Genomic DNA, 16931 nt, shown 5'->3' with positions numbered 1-16931 from the left:
CGCCACGCCGACCGCCCGGCTGCCACGCCGCCGACCGCCGGCCGCCGGCCGCCACGCCGCCCGACCACCACGCCGCCTGATCACCCGTCACACGTGCGGCGGCTCCACGTCCGAGTCCAGCCGCGTCCCGGCCCGCACCGCGATCGTCGTCGGGTGCTCCTCCCCCAAGGTCGACCGCGCCCGCCGGATGCACTCCGCCCGCAGCTCCGCGGCCCGCTCGGCGTACCCCAGGGCGGCCAGCGACAGCGCGAGGTTGGAGTTGATGCCGATGGAGTCGTAGTGGTCCTGGCCGAGGGCGTCGGTCATCAACGGCTCGGCCTCCAGCTCCAGTTCGAGCGCGGCCCGGAGTTCCCCGGCCAGCGCCAGGTCGTTGGCGTGGTTCATCATCGCGATCGGGATGTAGAGGTGGTGCGCGCCGAGGACGGTGCGGAACTGCGCCAGCGTACGGCCGGACAGCTCGCGCGCCTCCGCCGTGCGCCCCGCCAGCCGCAGGTACACCGAGAGGTTGTTGGCGCCGGCCAGCGTCACCGGGTGGTTCTCGCCCAGGTAGTCGCGGTACCGCGCCAGCGCGCGCTCGGCCAGCGGGATCGCCCGCCCGGTGTCGCCGAGCGCGTTGAGGTCGCTGGCCAGGTTGGTGGCGGCCGCCAGGGTGTCGGGGTGCTCGGGGCCGTTGATGTCCAGGTAGCGCTGGTAGATGTCCTCGTCGATCTCCAGGGCCTCGTGGTACCGGCCGGCCCGGCGCAGCGCCACGGCCAGGTTCTTGCGGGCACGCAGGGTGTCGGTGTGGCTGTCCCCGATGGTCTGCTGGTAGATCCGGACGGTCTCCTCCAGCAGGTCCAGGGCCTCCCGCAGCCGCCCGGTCTCGCGCAGGTCGCGGGCGTAGTTGGAGGCCGAGGAGAGCGCGTAGAGGCTGTGCGCGCCGAGCGCGTCGCGCTGCTGGAGGTAGTTGCTGCGGTGCCGTTCCAGGGCGGCCCGGCGGTCGCCGGCCAGGTAGTCGGAGACGGCGAGGTTGTTGGTGATCATCAGGGTGCGCGGGTGGTCCGGGCCGAGGGTGCGCCGGGCGGCGTCCAGGGTGCGGCGGTCGAGCGCCCTGGCCTCGTCGTAGCGGCCGAGGAAGCGCAGGTCGGCGCCGAGGCTGTTGGCGACGGCGAGGGTGTGCGAGTGCTCCGGGCCCAGGGTCGCGGTGAAGCGCTCCAGGATGTCCCGGTCCGTCTCGTACGCCTCCTGGAGGGCGCCCTGGGAGCGGCGGATGTTGCTCAGCTGGGTGCGCAGCATGAGCGTCTGGGCGTCGTTGTCGACGTCGAAGCCGGGCCCGCCGTAGCCGTCCTGGCGCCAGTGCTCCAGGGTCCGCTCGGCGAGTTCCCGGCCGGACTCGTGCAGGCTGCGCTTCCACTGGTAGCGCACCGAGTCGATGATCCACTGCCGGACGTCCTCGTCGGCGCTGTCGAGCGCCCCGGACGGCCAGAGGTGGGGCAGGAGTTCGGCGTACTCGGCCCAGTTCGCGGGCACGTCCGGGTCGCCGGGGTTGGCGGTGGCGAGGGCGGCGTGGACGACGCCGCTCAGTTCGGCCCGCCGCTCCTCCTCGACCTGGTCCCGCAGCACCGCCTGGACCAGCCGGTGCACGGTGATGGTCTCGCTGCCCTGGTCGGTGCGGGCGAGCCCGAACCGGTTGATGGCGCGCAGGAACTCGCCGATCGCGAGCTTGTCGCGGGGCGCGCGCGGGGGCAGCCGCAGGGCGCGGGTGACGGCCCGGCTGTAGAGCAGCCGCATCGGGATGGCGTCCGGGCCGAAGAAGGCGCAGATCTCCAGGATCTGGGCGGCCGGGGCGTTCATCCGGCGCAGTTCCTCGACCGAGATGCGCCAGGTCGCGGCGGCCGAGTGCGGGTAGTCGGCGGCCCGCAGCCGGGTGCGTTCCAGCATCTCGGTGAGCTCTTCGTCGAGCAGTTCGAGGTAGGTGGCGATCGGCATCGACGTCTCCTGGAGCCAGACGGCGGCCTGGCCGACGGCGAGCGGCAGGTCGCCGAGGCGGTGCGCGACCTGGTCGGCGTCCTCCGCGGAGAGGCCGCCGTTGAAGCGGCGCAGCAGTCGCACGCTCTCCTCGCGGAGGAAGACGTCGACCTCCACCAGGCCGGCGTGCCGGGCCCAGCCCTGGTTGCGGGAGGTGATCAGCACGTGCCCGCCGGAGGAGCCGGCCGGCTGCCAGGGGGCGAGTTCCTCGGGGGTGCCGGCGTTGTCGAAGACGAGCAGCCAGCGGCGGTACGGCTGACCGCGGCGCAGCGCGTCAAGCACGGCGGCGGCGGTGTGGGCGACGTCGTCACTGGTGGGCACGCCGAGCCGGGGCGCGAGTTCGGCGAGCTTCTGCGGGATGTTGGCGGGCTCCTCGGCGGGCACCCACCAGATCACGTCGTAGGCGGCCTTGAAGCGGTGCGCGTACTCGGCGGCGATCTGGGACTTGCCGGCGCCGCCGAAGCCGTAGAGCACCTGGCTGAGCACGGCGGCGGGGCCGCCGGTGAAGCGGTTGCGGAGCAGTTCCAGGAGCTTGCCGCGGCCGATGAAGGCGGCGTTGCGCGAGGGCGCGTCCTGGACCTGCGGGGCGGTGCCGGGAAACCGCGCGGGGGCGGCGAACTCACCGCTGTCGGTGTCGAGTTGCCGGTTGCTGCCGGGCGGCGGGCCGAGTTCGGCGTAGAGCTGGGACTCGGCGCCGACCGCGGAGGAGCGGACCAGGTCGGGCACCGGCTGCCCGGCGAACGGGCGGGGCACCGGCTCGTCCGAGTCCTGGAGTCGGAAGGAGACCAACGCCGGTGATCCGGAGGTCAGTTCGCGCCCCTGGAGGAGCTGCCAGACCTCGGCGGCCCGGGGCAGCGCGGTGTACTCGGGCGAGAGCAGCGCGAGCAGCCGGCCCTGGCCGTCGACCGGCCCGGCGACCTCGGGCGGCCGGGGGCCCGTGTACGGTTCGGCGGCGCTGTGCAGGGAGGCCTGGTAGCCGAAGCGGGTGAGCGTCCCGGCGGCCCACTCGGCCCACATCCGGTCCTCGGGCGCGTAGCTGACGAACACCTGGCGCGGCACCGCGCGGGCGGAGCGCAGGTAGGCGCCGTAGAGCCGGCGGCGGGTCTCGGCGGTGAGCGGGCGCAGGGTGCGGACCCGGCCGTCGGTGATCCAACCGGCCAGCCGTTCGAAGGCGTTGAGCAGGCTACGGGCCTCCTGCGGCCGGTCGGCGACGGTGGCGGGCACCTCCTCGTACGCGTAGAAGGGCTTGTACGGCACCTCGACGTCGGCCCAGTAGCCGGCCCGGCGGTCGCCGGCCAGCCAGCGGCCGAGGTAGGGGGCGAAGGCCTCGCGGGCGAAGTCCCGGCCGGCCTCCAGGCGCTCCTGCTCGGCGTCCTCGACCCGCATCGGCACCGGCAGGACCCGGATCGCCCGCTCCTCGGCCTCGGCGATGGCGCGGGCGGCGTCGACGCCGCCGCGGATGTTCTGGGCGCTGAAGGTGAAGCAGTCCACCACGGTGTCGGGCATCAGGACGGTGCAGATGCCGGAGGTGTCGCTGACGCCGGTGCGGCTGTCGATGAGCACGTAGTCGTAGTCGCGGGCCCAGCGTTCGCGCAGCTCGCGCAGGAACTCGCCGCCGCGGATGTCCCGGCCGTGGTAGAAGCTGCGCCAGTTGAAGGTGGTGACGGCGGCGGCGTAGGCGGCGTTCTGCCGGCCGGCGGGCAGGAAGTCGAGCCGGCCGCCGGGCGGCAGGTCGAGGGCGAGGCCGCAGACGTAGCCCTCCAGGCGGCCTGGCTCGTCCAGCCAGTCGGCCGGGGACTGCCCGACCGGCCCGCTGGCGGAGGGCAGCGCCTGCTTGACGTAGGAGCGCAGCAGGTCGATCAGGCCTTCGGTGGAGTGGAGTTCCGGGTCGACCAGCAGCGGGTGGTAGTAGCGGTGGAGGCCGGGCGCCTCCAGGTCCCAGTCGACGACCAGGACGCGCAGGCCGCGGCTGGCGAGGATCCAGCCGACGTTGGCGAGCGCCATGGTGCGGCCGGTGCCGCCCTTGAAGGAGTAGAACGTGACGACCGATCCCGGTCCGCCGCGCTCCAGCTCTGCGCCGGGCTCAGTGGTCATCGTCCTGGTCTCCCCTCAGCGGGACGGCATCGTCCTGGCCCCGGCGCTGGCCGGGCAGTTCCGGTGGAGCGGGGTCGGGGTGGTGCTGCGCGGGCGGTCGGCCCTGGCGCGGACCCGACGGGCCGGACCGCCCGGACGGACCGGCCGGGATGGTCAGCCCGGGCATGTCCGGGCCGTCGCCGAAGCCGAAGGCGTCGCCTTCCGGGCCGAGGCCGAAGGCGTCCCCGCCATCGTCTCCCCAATCGAGGTTGTCGTCCATGAGCTTGTTCTGGGCGACCGTCACCATGATGGTGAGGTCGTTGTCGAAGCTCTCCTGGTTCACGCGCACCCGGAACAAGTGCTCCAGGTCGCTCCGGCGCAACCAGTTGCGGCGGAACACGCCGCGCACGCCGGTCCACGGCGCTTCGCGCTCCCCGTCCGGGTCGTTGCTGCCGATCGGCACCACCACGCCGGTGACCGGGTGGTTCTGGTCGTCGTACTCGCTCAGCGCGGCCCGGTAGCGGCCGCTGCCGGCCACCCACGGGTCGACCAGCAGCACGCTGACCTGGCTGTCCTCCCGGGCCTGGTCGAGCTTCCTGCCGAGGCCCGGGCCGACCTCCTCCAGCGTGGTGGTGTGCCCGGCCGCGGTGATCACCTGCTGGGCGCGGGCCGCCAGGGACGGCCGGGCGGGCGGGTAGTAGGGCGCCCAGTGCCAGGGCTTGGCCCCGTACCAGCCACCCGTGTACGAGCCGCCCTGCGCGACGGCCTCAGGGGCGCTCCCGGCGGCGATGAACAGCCGCACCATCCCGGGGCTGGGCGCCGGCTCCGGCGCCGCCGGGGGCGGGAAGTAGCCGCGCACCGCACCCAGGTCGAACTCGGGCAGTTCGCCGAGCCGCCGCGCGGCCGCGTCCCGCACCCGCTCCGCGACCACCCGGACGACCTGCTCGTACGCCCCGCTCTGCGCGGTGCGCAGCAGGGCCCGCAGGCCGTGCCGGGCGTAGGCCTCGCCCATGTCCGGCTGGACCCACTGGACCTTGGTCACCTCGGCGGCCAGTTCGCCCGAGCCGACGGGCTCCCAGAGCACCGGGATCAGCGCCGGGACGAGCTCCCCGGTGTCCTCGTGGTGGCGCCGCACCCGGCCGCGGAAGGCGGTCCACTCCTTGCCGCAGTAGAGGCTGGCGAAGTAGGCCGGGGAGTAGAGCGCGATCATGGTCCGGCTGCGGCCCAGCATCGTCGCCAGCCGCTCGGCCCAGTCGTCGCCGAGGCGCAGCTGCTCGGTGTCGCGGAAGGCGAGCTCCTCGGCCCGGACGGCCACCCCGAGCAGTCGGCCGAGTTCGTCCCGCAGGTCGTTGAAGAACTGGTTGACGAAGGCGTCCTCGGCCTCGAAGTCCCGACGCGCGTAGCTGAAGAAGAAGTACGGCCTTTGCTGTTCCTGCCCCATCACCTGTTCCCCCCGTGCCCCGACGGTCCGCGACGGCGCTGGTTTCATACCCCAGCATGTCGCGAACTCCCCCGGCGCCGCTGGCGAGTTGGAGGATTCGGTACCGCGGGTGGTTTAGCCGGTGGTCAGGCGCACACGGACGGCCCGCGGCGCTCCGGCGCCCGGGGGCGCGCGGACGGGATCGCGGGGCGCACCGGCGGGATCGGCGGGTGCCACCGGTCGAGCGCTGCCGGCGGGGCCCTCCGGCGGGGTGCCGCGGGCGGGATGCCGGCGGCGGGGCGACCTACCGGTCGAGCGCCGACTGGAAGGCGGCGAGCGGCTCGGCGCCGGGGGTCAGGGCGTCCGCGACCACCCGGCGCAGCAGGTCGCCGAGGACGGTGTCGGGCAGGGCTTCGAGTTCGTCGAGCGACAGGGCGGCGACGTCGACCAGGTCAGAGCCGAGTCCAGCGGCGGTTTCCGCACCGGTGACGCCCATCAGTCCCTCACTCGATCGTGTCGGCACAGCGGGCTGTTGGCCGAAGGTGCATCGACCCAGGTCCGCGACGGGCATCCTACACCCGGGGAGTGACGCCCCATCAGCTCCGCGCGGGCGCCGCGCGGAGCTGATGGGCCGAACGGATCACGGGCAGAGCCGCTCCACCCGCCAGCCCGTCGGGGCGGCGGGGTCGGCGACGTAGCGGAGCCGGTCGTGCAACCGGTTCTCCCGGCCCTGCCAGAACTCGACGCTCTGCGGGACCACCCGGTACCCGCCCCAGAACGGCGGGACGGGCACGCCCTCGCCCTCCGGGTAGCGGCGCTCCAGCTCGGCGTAGCGCCGTTCGAGCACCTCCCGGCTGTCGACCGGGCTGGACTGCTCGCTGGCCCAGGCGCCCAGCTGGGAGCCGTGCGGGCGGGTGCGGAAGTAGGCGGCGGTCTCGTCCCGGCCGACCTTCTCCACCCGGCCCTGGACGATCACCTGGCGGGCCAGCGCGATCCACGGGAACAGCAGCCCCGCGTAGGGGTTGGCGGCCAGCTCGGAGCCCTTGCGGGAGCCGTAGTTGGTGAAGAACACGAAGCCGCGCAGGTCGTAGCCCTTGAGCAGGACGGTGCGGGAGCTGGGCCGCCCCTGGGCGTCGGCGGTGGAGAGCACCATCGCGTTGGGCTCCACCACGCCGGCGTCGTCCGCCTCGTGGAACCATCGGGTGAACTGGCCGATCGGCTCGGGCGCGAGCTGCTCCTCGACCAGGCCCTCGTGACTGTAGTGCTTGCGCATCACGGTGAGGTCCGGGCCTGGGCGGGCCTCGTCGGCCAGGATCCGGTTGGCGGGGCTCAGGGGCGTCGACTGGGCGCGATCCGGGGTCTGCACGCCAACATCATCCCGTACGACAAGCAACGGGCACCGCTACCTCCGGACAAACCTCGGTGGGAGACGAGGTGACCCGCCACCGGTCGGCCGCCCACCCTGCAGGGAATTGTCCGGAACCGGGCGTTTCGTTCCGCGGCCTCCCCGGGCGGGGCCGGCCCGCCCGCGGGAAAGTCAAGCGGGACGACGGGAAACATCACCACGGTGGTGTATGGCGCAATGCACCCCGTGCCTGTCACTCTGGCACCGAGTGCCAAACACCATTCGGTCACTGGCGCGCCGCCCCACCACGGCGGAGCGCCGATCGCAGAACTGAAGGAGCCGTCGCATGTCCGACTTCGTACCCGGGCTTGAGGGAGTCGTCGCGTTCGAGAGCGAGATCGCCGAACCCGACCGCGAGGGCGGCGCCCTGCGGTACCGCGGTGTCGACATCGACGACCTGGTGGGCAACGTCTCCTTCGGCCACGTCTGGGGCCTGCTGGTGGACGGCAAGTTCAACCCCGGCCTGCCGGCCGCGGAGCCGTTCCCGATCCCGGTGCACTCCGGCGACATCCGCGTCGACGTGCAGTCCGCCCTCGCCATGCTCGCCCCGGTCTGGGGCCTCAAGCCGCTGCTGGACATCGACGCCGAGCAGGCCCGCGACGACCTCGCCCGGGCCGCCGTGATGGCCCTGTCCTACGTCGCCCAGTCGGCCCGCGGCCAGGGCCTGCCGATGGTCCCGCAGAGCGAGATCGACAAGGCCGAGACGGTCGTCGAGCGGTTCATGATCCGCTGGCGCGGCGAGCCGGACCCGAAGCACGTCAAGGCCGTCGACGCCTACTGGACCTCGGCCGCCGAGCACGGCATGAACGCCTCCACCTTCACCGCCCGGGTCATCGCCTCCACCGGCGCCGACGTCGCGGCCGCCCTCTCCGGCGCGGTCGGCGCGATGTCCGGCCCGCTGCACGGCGGCGCCCCGTCCCGCGTGCTCGGCATGATCGAGGAGATCGAGCGCACCGGCGACGCGACCGCCTGGGTCAAGAACGCGCTGGACAAGGGCGAGCGCCTGATGGGCTTCGGCCACCGCGTCTACCGCGCCGAGGACCCGCGCGCCCGCGTGCTGCGCCGCACCGCCAAGGAGCTCGGCGCGCCGCGCTTCGAGGTCGCCGAGGCCCTGGAGAAGGCCGCGCTGGAGGAGCTGCACAACCGCCGCCCCGACCGCGTGCTGGCCACCAACGTCGAGTTCTGGGCCGCCATCATGCTGGACTTCGCCGAGGTCCCGGCGCACATGTTCACCTCGATGTTCACCTGCGCGCGCACGGCGGGCTGGTCGGCGCACATCCTGGAGCAGAAGCGCACGGGCCGGCTCGTGCGCCCCTCCGCGCGCTACGTCGGCCCCGGCCCGCGCCGCCCCGAGGAGATCGAGGGCTGGGACGCCATCGCCCACTGATCCCCCGCGGCGCGATACCGGACGAGCGTCCGGTCAGTGCCCCTGAGCAGCGGGTCCGGCTCCGGCCGGGCCCGCTGCCGCGCGTCCCCGGGTGGCTCCGGGACGGCCGGGACCCCAGTCTCAGCGGGCGGACGGCCGTACCTCCGCCGGGCCCCCGGCCGGTAGGCTGCGCCCGTGGCTCAGATCCAGATCCCCGCTGACATCAAGCCCGCAGACGGCCGTTTCGGCTGCGGACCGTCCAAGGTGCGCCCCGAGGCCCTGAGTGCCCTCGCCGCCACCCAGACCTCCCTGCTCGGCACCTCACACCGCCAGGCCCCGGTCAAGAACGTGGTCAAGCGCGTGCGCGAGGGCGTGAGCAGCCTCTTCTCGCTGCCGGACGGCTACCAGGTCGTCCTCGGCAACGGCGGCTCCACCGCCTTCTGGGACATCGCCGCCTTCGGCCTGGTCCGGGCGAAGTCCCAGCACCTCGACTTCGGCGAGTTCTCCTCGAAGTTCGCCTCCTCGGTCGCGGCCGCGCCCTGGCTCGGCGAGCCGAGCGTGATCAAGACCGCCCCGGGCACCCACCCGCTGCCGGTCGCCGAGGCCGGCGTGGACGTCTACGCGCTCACCCACAACGAAACCTCGACCGGCGTCGCGATGCCGATCCGGCGCCCGGCCGGCGCGGACGAGGGCTCGCTGGTGCTGGTGGACGCCACCTCGGGCGCCGGCGGCCTGCCGGTGGACATCACCGAGACGGACGTCTACTACTTCGCCCCGCAGAAGTCCTTCGCCTCCGAGGGCGGCCTGTGGCTGGCCACCTTCTCCCCGGCCGCCCTGGAGCGCGCCGCCGAGATCGCCGCCTCCGGCCGCTACATCCCGCCGTTCTTCTCGCTGCCGACGGCCATCGACAACTCGTCGAAGGACCAGACGTACAACACCCCGTCGCTCTCCACCCTCTTCCTGCTGGCCGACCAGCTGGAGTGGATGAACGGCAACGGCGGGCTGGACTGGGCGGTCGCCCGCACCGCCGACTCCTCGTCCCGGCTGTACTCCTGGGCCGAGAAGTCCTCCTACGCCACCCCCTTCGTGGCGAACCCGGCCGAGCGCTCCCAGGTGGTCGGCACCATCGACTTCGACGAGTCGGTGGACGCCGCGGCGGTCGCCAAGGCACTGCGTGCCAACGGCATCGTGGACACCGAGCCGTACCGCAAGCTGGGCCGCAACCAGCTGCGCATCGCGATGTTCCCGGCGATCGACCCGGCGGACGTCGAGGCGCTCACCCACTGCATCGACTACGTGGTCGAGCAGCTCTGACCCCGTCCCCCGAGGACACGGCCGAGGGCCACCGCCGACGGGCGGTGGCCCTCTCGCCGTTCCGGGGCCGGGAGGCCGGAGGTGCCTAGCGGCCGACCAGCGAGCTGATCAGCACGACGACCAGCATCAGCACCAGGGTGCCGGAGACGATGCGCATACGAGTCTTGGGATCCACGGTCAACGAGCGTACCTCCGGCTCATCCCGTACTCCGCCCGGGCCCCTTGCCGGGCCCTCTCGGGGAGCTCAGCTCCAGTCCGCCAGCGCCCAGGAGCGGAGCGTCTCGTAGTGCGCGAAGCCGCCGCCCAGGTCGCTGCGCACCAGGTGCAGCTCGGCCGCGTCCCACTCCGGCCCCCGGTAGTCGGCCAGCGCCGCCACCAGGCCGTCCAGCTCGGCCGCCGCGACCCGCTGCACGGCCCGCCGGTGACCGCGCGAGGAGCCGGCCCGGGCGAGGGTGAGGTGCGGGTGGAAGGCGAAGTCGTCGGTCGCCCCGGTGACCTCGGCGGTGGCCCCGGTGACGGCGTCGGCCAGCCGCCGCAGCGCCCAGGCCTGGCCCTCGACCCCGGCCCAGAGCACCCGGTCGCCGAACCGGCCCGCACCCGCGATCCGCAGCCGGTGCACCGGGTGGACCTCGGCGACGGCGGCCAGGCCCGCCTCCAGCTCCGGCAGGCTCCCGGCCGGCACCTCGCCCAGGAAGGCCAGGGTCAGGTGCCAGCCCTCGACGCCGGTCCAGCGCAGCCGCTCCGCCCCGGGCAGCTCCCGCACCGGCGCGACCGCGTCGGCGAGCCCCTGCAACGCCTCGACCGACGGCAGCACCGCCACGAACAACCTCATGGGCCCATCTTCCCGCGCCCGGCCGGCTGGGGTAGAACGTTCTCCCATGAAGATCCGCAACGGGGGGTCCGCGGACGTCCCCGACATCCTGTCGCTGCTCGACGGCGCCGTCTCCTGGCTGACCGCCCAGGGCCGCACCGGCCAGTGGGGCGACCAGCCGTTCAGCACCATCCAGGCCCGGATCGACCAGGTCTCCTCGTACGCCGAGGAGCCGTTCCTGATCCGCCTCGCCGTGGACGAGGACGGCCGTACGGTCGGCTGCTGCGTGCTCTCCGAGGACCGCGGCCGGTGGATCCCCGCCGTGGACGAGCGCGAGCTGTACGTCCGCAACCTGGTCACCGACCGCGACCGCAAGGGCTCCGGCATCGGCGCCGCGCTGATCGCCGACGCGGTCGAGGAGGCCCGCCGACGCGGCATCGGCCTGCTGCGCGTGGACTGCTACGGCGGCGCCGACCGCAAGCTGGTCGGCCGCTACCGGGCGCTCGGCTTCACCGAGACCGTGGCGTTCGAGGTCGACCAGCCGAACGGCGTCTGGCCCGGCCAGGTGCTGGAGATCCGCCTCTGACCCACCGCGGGCCCCCGGACACGTCCGGGGGCCCGGCGTTCCGTCAGCAGGCCGGGGCCAGCTCCGACTTGCTCGCCGCTCCGGTCCGCGGCACGAAGGCCACCACCCGGCCGCCGCGGCCCGGGTGCAGGTCGAAGCGCACCCGCAGGTCCGCGCTGCGGGCCAGCACCAGGCCCACCACGCCGGCCGCCGCCGCGGACACCAGTCCGCAGGCCAGCAGGCCGAGCCGGGGCCCGTACGAGGCGGTCACCCAGCCGACGATCGGGGCGCCGATCGGCGTGCCGCCGGTGAAGACCAGCACCAGCAGGCCCATCACCCGGCCGCGCATCTCGGGGTCGGTGGCCAGCTGCAGCGTGGAGTTGACCGAGGTGTTGAAGCTCAGCCCGAACACCCCGATCAGCATCAGCAGCAGCGCGAAGGTCCAGTAGTCGGGCGCGAACGCGGCGACCACCTCCAGCGCGCCGAAGGCCAGCGCCGCACCGACCAGCCGGCGCAGCCGCGGCACGCCCCTGCGGGCGGCGAGCAGCGCGCCGGTCAGCGAACCGATCGCCATCGCGGTGTTCAGCAGGCCGTACTGGCCGGCGCCCACCTCGAAGGTGTCGTACGCGAAACCGGAGAGCAGCGTCGGGAAGTTGAAGCCGAAGGTGCCGATGAACCCGGCCAGCACCATCGGCCAGAGCAGCTCGGGCCGCTCCCTCACGTACCGCAGGCCCTCGCGCAACTGCCCCTTCTCGCGGGCGATCGGCTCGGTCGGGCGCAGTTCGCTCTCCCGCATCGCGAGCAGCCCGCCGATCACGGCGGCGAAGGACAGCGCGTTGACGGCGAACGCCCAGCCGCTGCCGACCGCGGCGATCAGCAGGCCCGCGACGGCGGGGCCGACCAGCCGGGCGGTCTGGAAGTTGGCGGCGTTCAGGCTGACGGCGTTGGCGAGGTCCTTGGGCCCGACCATCTCGGAGACGAAGGCCTGCCGGGTCGGGTTGTCCACCACGGTGACCAGGCCGAGCAGCAGCGCGAAGAAGTACACGTAGTACGGCGTCACCACGCCGCCGACGGTCAGCACCGCGAGGCCGGCGGCCAGCAGGCCCATCGCGCCCTGGGTGTAGATCAGCAGCCGGCGCTTGGGCATCCGGTCCGCGAGCACGCCGCCGAACAGGCCGAGCAGCAGCATCGGCAGGAACTGCATGGCGGTGGTGATGCCGACCGCGAGCGGACTGCCGGTGAGGCTCAGCACCAGCCAGTCCTGGGCGATCCGCTGCATCCAGGTGCCGGTGTTGGACACCACCTGGCCGGCGAAGTAGTAGCGGTAGTTGCGAACGCGCAGTGAGGAGAACATCCCCCCGGGCCGGGTGAATTCGGCACCTGTGGGAGACGCGGCCGAGTGGGTGCGGCCCTGAGCGGCGGGGTCCGCCGCGGTGCGTTCGTCGGGGTCGTCGTCGCCGTTGCCGGGCAGCCCCGTGGGGGCGGGTGCCTGGGCGTCGGCGGCCGCGGCGCTCGCCGCGGCGGGGTCGGTGGTCGGATCGTCGGTACGGATGGCGGCGGCGCTGGCTGCGGCCGGCGGTGTCACGGTGGTCTCCCCTCGCGGCGCGACGGCCATGGCGGTGGCCGTCGCGCTCCTGGTGTCAGTGGTCGGTCCTGCGGTGATGCAGTGCTCCTCGTTCTTCCGGCGGCTGGCCGGATTCGGTGTGCCTAGAGGTGTGCGAGCTTGTAGAGCACGGGCGCGGCCTCCCTGAGGACGGCCCACTCCTCCTCGTCGAGCCCCTGGGCGAGCTCGGCGAGCCAGACGTTCCGGCGTCGACGACTCTCCGCGAGGATCGTCTCGGCCTGCTCGGTGCTGCTGACGACCACCTGGCGGCGGTCCTCGGGGTGCGGCTCGCGCCGCACCAGCCCCTTCTCCTCCAGCATCGCGACGATCCTGGTCATCGAGGGAGGCTGCACGTGCTCCTTCCGGGCGAGCTCACCCGGCGTCGCCTTCCCGCACCGGGCGAGGGTGCCCAGCACTCCCATCTCGGTGGGACTCAGCGACTCCTCCACCCGTTGGTGTTTGAGTCGTCGGGAGAGGCGCATCGTGGACGATCGCAGCTGACTGATCGCTGCGAGGTCCTGCTCGGACATCTCGGGCATCTCTTTAGACTACGTCATTACTCTCGCTAAGGAAAATGAGATCCGCCGCGCCAGAGGGTCACCCCGGTGCGATATTGGTCATGGGCCCCAGCTCTCGACTCCCAGAAGGGCCGACCTGCCATGTCCGACCTCGCCACCGAGCCGTCCGGGCGGTCCGAACGGCCGCAGCCGTCCGAGCAGTCGCAGCCGTCCGTGCCGTCCACCCGGACCGAGCCCGACGACACCGGCTTCGCCCGGCTCGCCATGGTCACCATCGACTGCGCCGACCCGGTCGCGCTGGCCTCGTTCTACGGCGAACTGCTGGGGTGGGAGACCAGGCACGCGGACGAGCACTTCGCGATCCTGGACAACCCCGAGGGCGGCAGCCCGATCGGCTTCGGGCGGGTGACCGGGTACCGGCCGGAGCCGTGGAAGGAGCCGGACGGCAGCAAGCACTTCCACCTCGACTTCTACGTCGACGACCTGGACGAGGCCACCGAGAGGGCCCTCGCGCTCGGCGCCACCGAGCCCGCCTACCAGCACGGCCGCACGCTGCGGGTGCTGATCGACCCGGCCGGCCACCCGTTCGGGCTAGCGCCCCTGGAGTGAGCGCCGACCGCCGGGGGGAGCACCGACCGCCGGAGTGGGCCACCGACCGCCGAAGTGAGCGCCGACCGCGACCCGGGGGCGGTGCGCAGGCGGTGTCAGGGATTGGTGCCGGGATCATGCAGGCCGCGTAAAGATCCATCCTGACCTGGGACTTCACGAAAAACGCGAACATTGTGCGATCCGCCGAACACTGACTACTCTCCCGGTTTGTCAGGGGCACCACATGCCAGGCTCCTCCCCGCGGGACCGCGTTCCCGCTCCGGTGCCCGTTGCCGCGCGCCTTCCCCGGCCAGCCGCGTCCGCCCGTGTCCCGGTGCCCGCAACCCTCGTCCAGGGAGCTCTGTTGGGTGAGATCCACCATGCCGACCACGGCTGGGTGACACCGGCGGTCTCGTACTTCGTCGCCTGCCTCGGCGCCTTCGTCGCGCTGCGCAGCGCCCGCTGGTCACTCGTCTCCCGGGGCCGCACCCGGGCCGTCTGGCTGCTGTTCGCCTCGACCTCGCTCGGGGCCGGGATCTGGTCCATGCACTTCATCGCGATGCTCGGCTTCTCCGTGACCGGCGTCGAGATCAGCTACCGGCCCGGGCTCACCGTCCTCAGCCTGCTGGTCGCCGTCGCCGTGGTCGGCGTCGGGCTCTTCACCGTCGGGTACTGGCGGCGCCGTGGTCCGGCCCTGCTGGTCGGCGGGCTGACCACCGGCCTCGGGGTCGCCGCGATGCACTACCTGGGCATGGCCGCGATGGTCCTGCCCGGCCGGCTCGACTACGACCGGCCCACCGTGGCGGCCTCGGTGGCGATCGCCGTGGTCGCGGCCACGGCCGCGCTCTGGGCCGCGCTGAACATCCGGGGCACGCTCGCCGTACTGGCGGCCGCCCCGGTGATGGGCGTGGCGGTCTGCGCGATGCACTACACCGGCATGGCGGCGCTCTCCGTCCGGCTGGACTTCTCGCGCTCCACCGCGGACGGCGTGATGGCGCTCCAGTTCGTCTTCCCGCTCGGGGTCGGGCTCGGCTGCTACGTGTTCTTCGGCTCGCTGGCCTTCGCCGTCTCACCGAGCCGACCCGACTCCCGGCCCCTGCTGGCCGGTCCGGCCGCCCCGCTGCCCCCGCGTGCTCCCGCCACCGAGCGGGCCGGGTGGGCCGCGCGCACCCCGGGCGGCCCGGACGACCCGCCGCTGCCGGCGCTGCCGCCGCTCCCGCGGCGGCAGCGGCCACTGGGCGGGGCGGCCCGGCGCTGAGGCCGGGCGCGGGAGCGGAGCCCGAGCGGGCGTCCGGCCGGGCCCCCCACCCCGGCCGGGCGTCCGCCCGGTCCCGTTCCCGTTCCGACGGGTACCGCCGCGTCAGGCCCGCGAGGGACGTCCGAGGAGCCCCGCCACGTGCTCCGGCGTGGCCACCGGGCAGACCTTGTGCACGAAGTCCCGCCGCAGCGCGTGGTACGGCTCGCCCGCCCGGTAGAAGTTGGCGTGCATCCGGCGCAGTTCCTCCGCCCGGTACTCGGCCAGCGGCTTGGCCTCCTCGTCGACCGCGCGGCGGCGCTTCTTGTCCACCAGCCGCCCCGTGAGGTCCGGGGCGGCGGCGATCCGGGCGGCCTCGCGGGCCACCCAGCGGCGGAACCCGGCCGCGTCCCCGCCGACCGTGCGGTCCACCAGGCCGATCCGGCGGGCGTGGTCGGCACCGACCGGCAGCGCCTCGGCGGTCAGCCGCTCGGCCTGCTCGGCGCCGACCCGCCGGGGCAGGGTGTACGTCCAGTACTCGGAGCCGTACAGGCCCATCAGCCGGTAGTGCGGGTTGAGCACCGCCGACTCCCGGCACCACACCTCGTCGGCGGCGAGCGCCGCCATCAGCCCGCCGGCCGCCGCGTTCCCGGCCAGGGCCGCCACCGTCACCTTGTCCGTCGTGGTCAGCACCGCCTCGACGAAGTCGTCCATCGCGTTGATGTTCTCCCAGGACTCCAGTGCTGGGAAGGCCGCGCCCTGGATGACGTTGAGCTGGATCCCGTTGGAGTAGAAGTCCCGGGGCGCGCCGAGCACCAGCACCGAGGTCGGCCGCTCGGCCGCCTTCCGGTACGCGGCGAGCAGCCGGCGGCACTGCCCGGTGCTCATCGCCCCGCCCGCGTAGGCGAATTCGAGGAATCCGACCTCGCCCTCCTCGCGGTAGCGCAGCTCCGACCAGGTGTCCCGGCGGCTCGCCGCCTCCGGGCTCACCGGCACCTCGCGGACCCGGTACAGCTCGTCGGCGAGCACGGTGGCCGCCGGCAGCTTGAAGGTGGCCGGCCCGCCGGGGGTGCGGCGCGGGCGCAGCTGCGGTATCCACACCGCGCCGTCCACGGTGGCCCGGCAGATCGCGCCGTCCCGGGTGGCCAGCACGGCGCCGGGCACCGGTCCGCGCAGCTCGTCCTCGGGGTGGCCGCCGTGCAGGAAGAACTCCCGCCCGTACAGCTCGTCCAGCACGCCGGGCTGGGAGTCGGCGGCGCGCAGCTTGCGCAGCACGGTGGCGGTGTCGTCCCGCGACCAGTCGATCCGGCGCGCCTCCTGTCGCAGGAAGGGCCGCGGTTCGCCCTGCACGTCCGGCCGGGCGTAGTCCAGCGGCTCGGGGGTGAACAGCCCGCCCTCGTACCGCTGGACGGCCAGCAGGACGGCCTCGACGGCGGCGTCGGCGAGCTCGCCCCGGTACAACTCGCTCTTGCCGCAGGCGGGGACGGGGAACTCGACGGAGGCCCAGATGTCCCCGGCGTCCATCTCCTCGACGGCCTGCAGCACGGTGACGCCCCAGTGCTCCGCCCCCTCGGTGATCGCCCAGTCGAGCGAGGAGGGGCCGCGGTCGCCCTTGGGCCCCGGGTGCACGATCAGGACGGTCCGGGTGGACCAGATGTCCTGCGGGACGGCCCTGGTGAGCATCGGGCAGATGATCAGCTCGGGATCGGTGCGGGCCACCGCCTCCCTCATCCCCTCGTCTCCGAGGGCGAGTTGGACGGCGACCCGGTGGCCGCGCTCGCGCAGTCCGGTGTGGACGCGCTGGGTCAGGCTGTTGAACGCACTGGCGATCAGGAGAATGCGCAAGGAGGGCCTCCGGCGGGAACTGGGGTCGCGCGCAGGCGATGAAACCACGGCATGGACACGTAATGATTACGGCCCGTGTCTCGGCGCTCCACTCTCACGCACCCCGCACACCTGTGCCCCGCGTTTCGCCGGATCTCCCCAACTCCCCGTTCCCACCGAGTACCCTCCGCCGCCGGCGGACC

At 73.6% G+C, this 16931-nt stretch carries 13 protein-coding genes; 5 read left to right on the top strand and 8 right to left on the bottom strand.

Annotation, left to right across the window (positions count from 1 at the left end):
• Positions 1 to 87: 87 nt before the first annotated feature.
• The 4 genes from fxsT to pdxH form a co-directional block, all read right to left on the bottom strand.
• Positions 88 to 4101, bottom strand: coding sequence for an FxSxx-COOH system tetratricopeptide repeat protein (gene fxsT / locus ACZ5OX_RS29660; RefSeq protein WP_465634288.1), 4014 nt, complete (start codon positions 4099 to 4101; stop codon positions 88 to 90).
• Positions 4091 to 5521, bottom strand: coding sequence for a TIR-like protein FxsC (locus tag ACZ5OX_RS29655; protein WP_465634287.1), 1431 nt, complete (start codon positions 5519 to 5521; stop codon positions 4091 to 4093). Before ACZ5OX_RS29655 ends, fxsT begins: the two co-directional genes overlap by 11 nt.
• Before the next feature lie 283 nt (positions 5522 to 5804).
• Entirely contained in the window at positions 5805 to 5996 is a 192-nt protein-coding gene (fxsA, locus tag ACZ5OX_RS29650; protein WP_392882446.1) for an FxSxx-COOH cyclophane-containing RiPP peptide, read from the bottom strand.
• A gap of 144 nt (positions 5997 to 6140) precedes the next feature.
• The gene (gene pdxH, locus ACZ5OX_RS29645; RefSeq protein WP_449791486.1) at positions 6141 to 6773 is read right to left on the bottom strand and encodes a pyridoxamine 5'-phosphate oxidase; all 633 of its coding nucleotides are present in this window, start codon (positions 6771 to 6773) and stop codon (positions 6141 to 6143) included.
• Positions 6774 to 7191: 418 nt separating this feature from the next.
• Here pdxH and ACZ5OX_RS29640 point away from each other — a divergent pair, with 418 nt between their 5' ends.
• Both ACZ5OX_RS29640 and serC read left to right on the top strand, forming a co-directional pair.
• Positions 7192 to 8292, top strand: a complete 1101-nt coding sequence (locus ACZ5OX_RS29640; RefSeq protein WP_360348291.1) for a citrate synthase 2 — start codon at positions 7192 to 7194, stop codon at positions 8290 to 8292.
• Between the two features lie 174 nt (positions 8293 to 8466).
• Positions 8467 to 9585, top strand: coding sequence for a phosphoserine transaminase (gene serC, locus ACZ5OX_RS29635; protein WP_465634285.1), 1119 nt, complete (start codon positions 8467 to 8469; stop codon positions 9583 to 9585).
• Positions 9586 to 9829: 244 nt separating this feature from the next.
• Here the strand turns inward: serC and thpR are convergent, their stop codons facing one another.
• Positions 9830 to 10417, bottom strand: a complete 588-nt coding sequence (gene thpR, locus ACZ5OX_RS29630; RefSeq protein WP_449791429.1) for an RNA 2',3'-cyclic phosphodiesterase — start codon at positions 10415 to 10417, stop codon at positions 9830 to 9832.
• A 46-nt stretch (positions 10418 to 10463) separates the two neighbouring features.
• Here thpR and ACZ5OX_RS29625 point away from each other — a divergent pair, with 46 nt between their 5' ends.
• Entirely contained in the window at positions 10464 to 10982 is a 519-nt protein-coding gene (locus tag ACZ5OX_RS29625) for a GNAT family N-acetyltransferase (RefSeq protein WP_449791428.1), read from the top strand.
• Positions 10983 to 11025: 43 nt separating this feature from the next.
• On the opposite strand, the gene ACZ5OX_RS29620 is transcribed toward ACZ5OX_RS29625, so the two are convergent.
• The gene (locus ACZ5OX_RS29620) at positions 11026 to 12576 is read right to left on the bottom strand and encodes an MFS transporter (RefSeq protein ID WP_465634284.1); all 1551 of its coding nucleotides are present in this window, start codon (positions 12574 to 12576) and stop codon (positions 11026 to 11028) included.
• A gap of 92 nt (positions 12577 to 12668) precedes the next feature.
• On the bottom strand, positions 12669 to 13103 hold the full coding sequence (locus ACZ5OX_RS29615) for a MarR family winged helix-turn-helix transcriptional regulator (RefSeq protein WP_030235202.1): 435 nt from the start codon (positions 13101 to 13103) through the stop codon (positions 12669 to 12671).
• Positions 13104 to 13223: 120 nt separating this feature from the next.
• Here ACZ5OX_RS29615 and ACZ5OX_RS29610 point away from each other — a divergent pair, with 120 nt between their 5' ends.
• The gene (locus ACZ5OX_RS29610) at positions 13224 to 13691 is read left to right on the top strand and encodes a VOC family protein (RefSeq protein ID WP_449791426.1); all 468 of its coding nucleotides are present in this window, start codon (positions 13224 to 13226) and stop codon (positions 13689 to 13691) included.
• Between the two features lie 343 nt (positions 13692 to 14034).
• Entirely contained in the window at positions 14035 to 14928 is an 894-nt protein-coding gene (locus ACZ5OX_RS29605; RefSeq protein ID WP_465634282.1) for an MHYT domain-containing protein, read from the top strand.
• 102 nt (positions 14929 to 15030) lie between these two features.
• Here the strand turns inward: ACZ5OX_RS29605 and ACZ5OX_RS29600 are convergent, their stop codons facing one another.
• Positions 15031 to 16749, bottom strand: coding sequence for a hydrogenase maturation protein (locus ACZ5OX_RS29600; RefSeq protein WP_465634281.1), 1719 nt, complete (start codon positions 16747 to 16749; stop codon positions 15031 to 15033).
• Positions 16750 to 16931 lie beyond the last annotated feature (182 nt).

This window comes from Kitasatospora sp. NPDC032121, assembly GCF_055580145.1.
The sequence above is the reverse complement of the archived record's forward strand: the minus strand, read 5'-3'. Positions and strand labels throughout refer to the sequence as shown.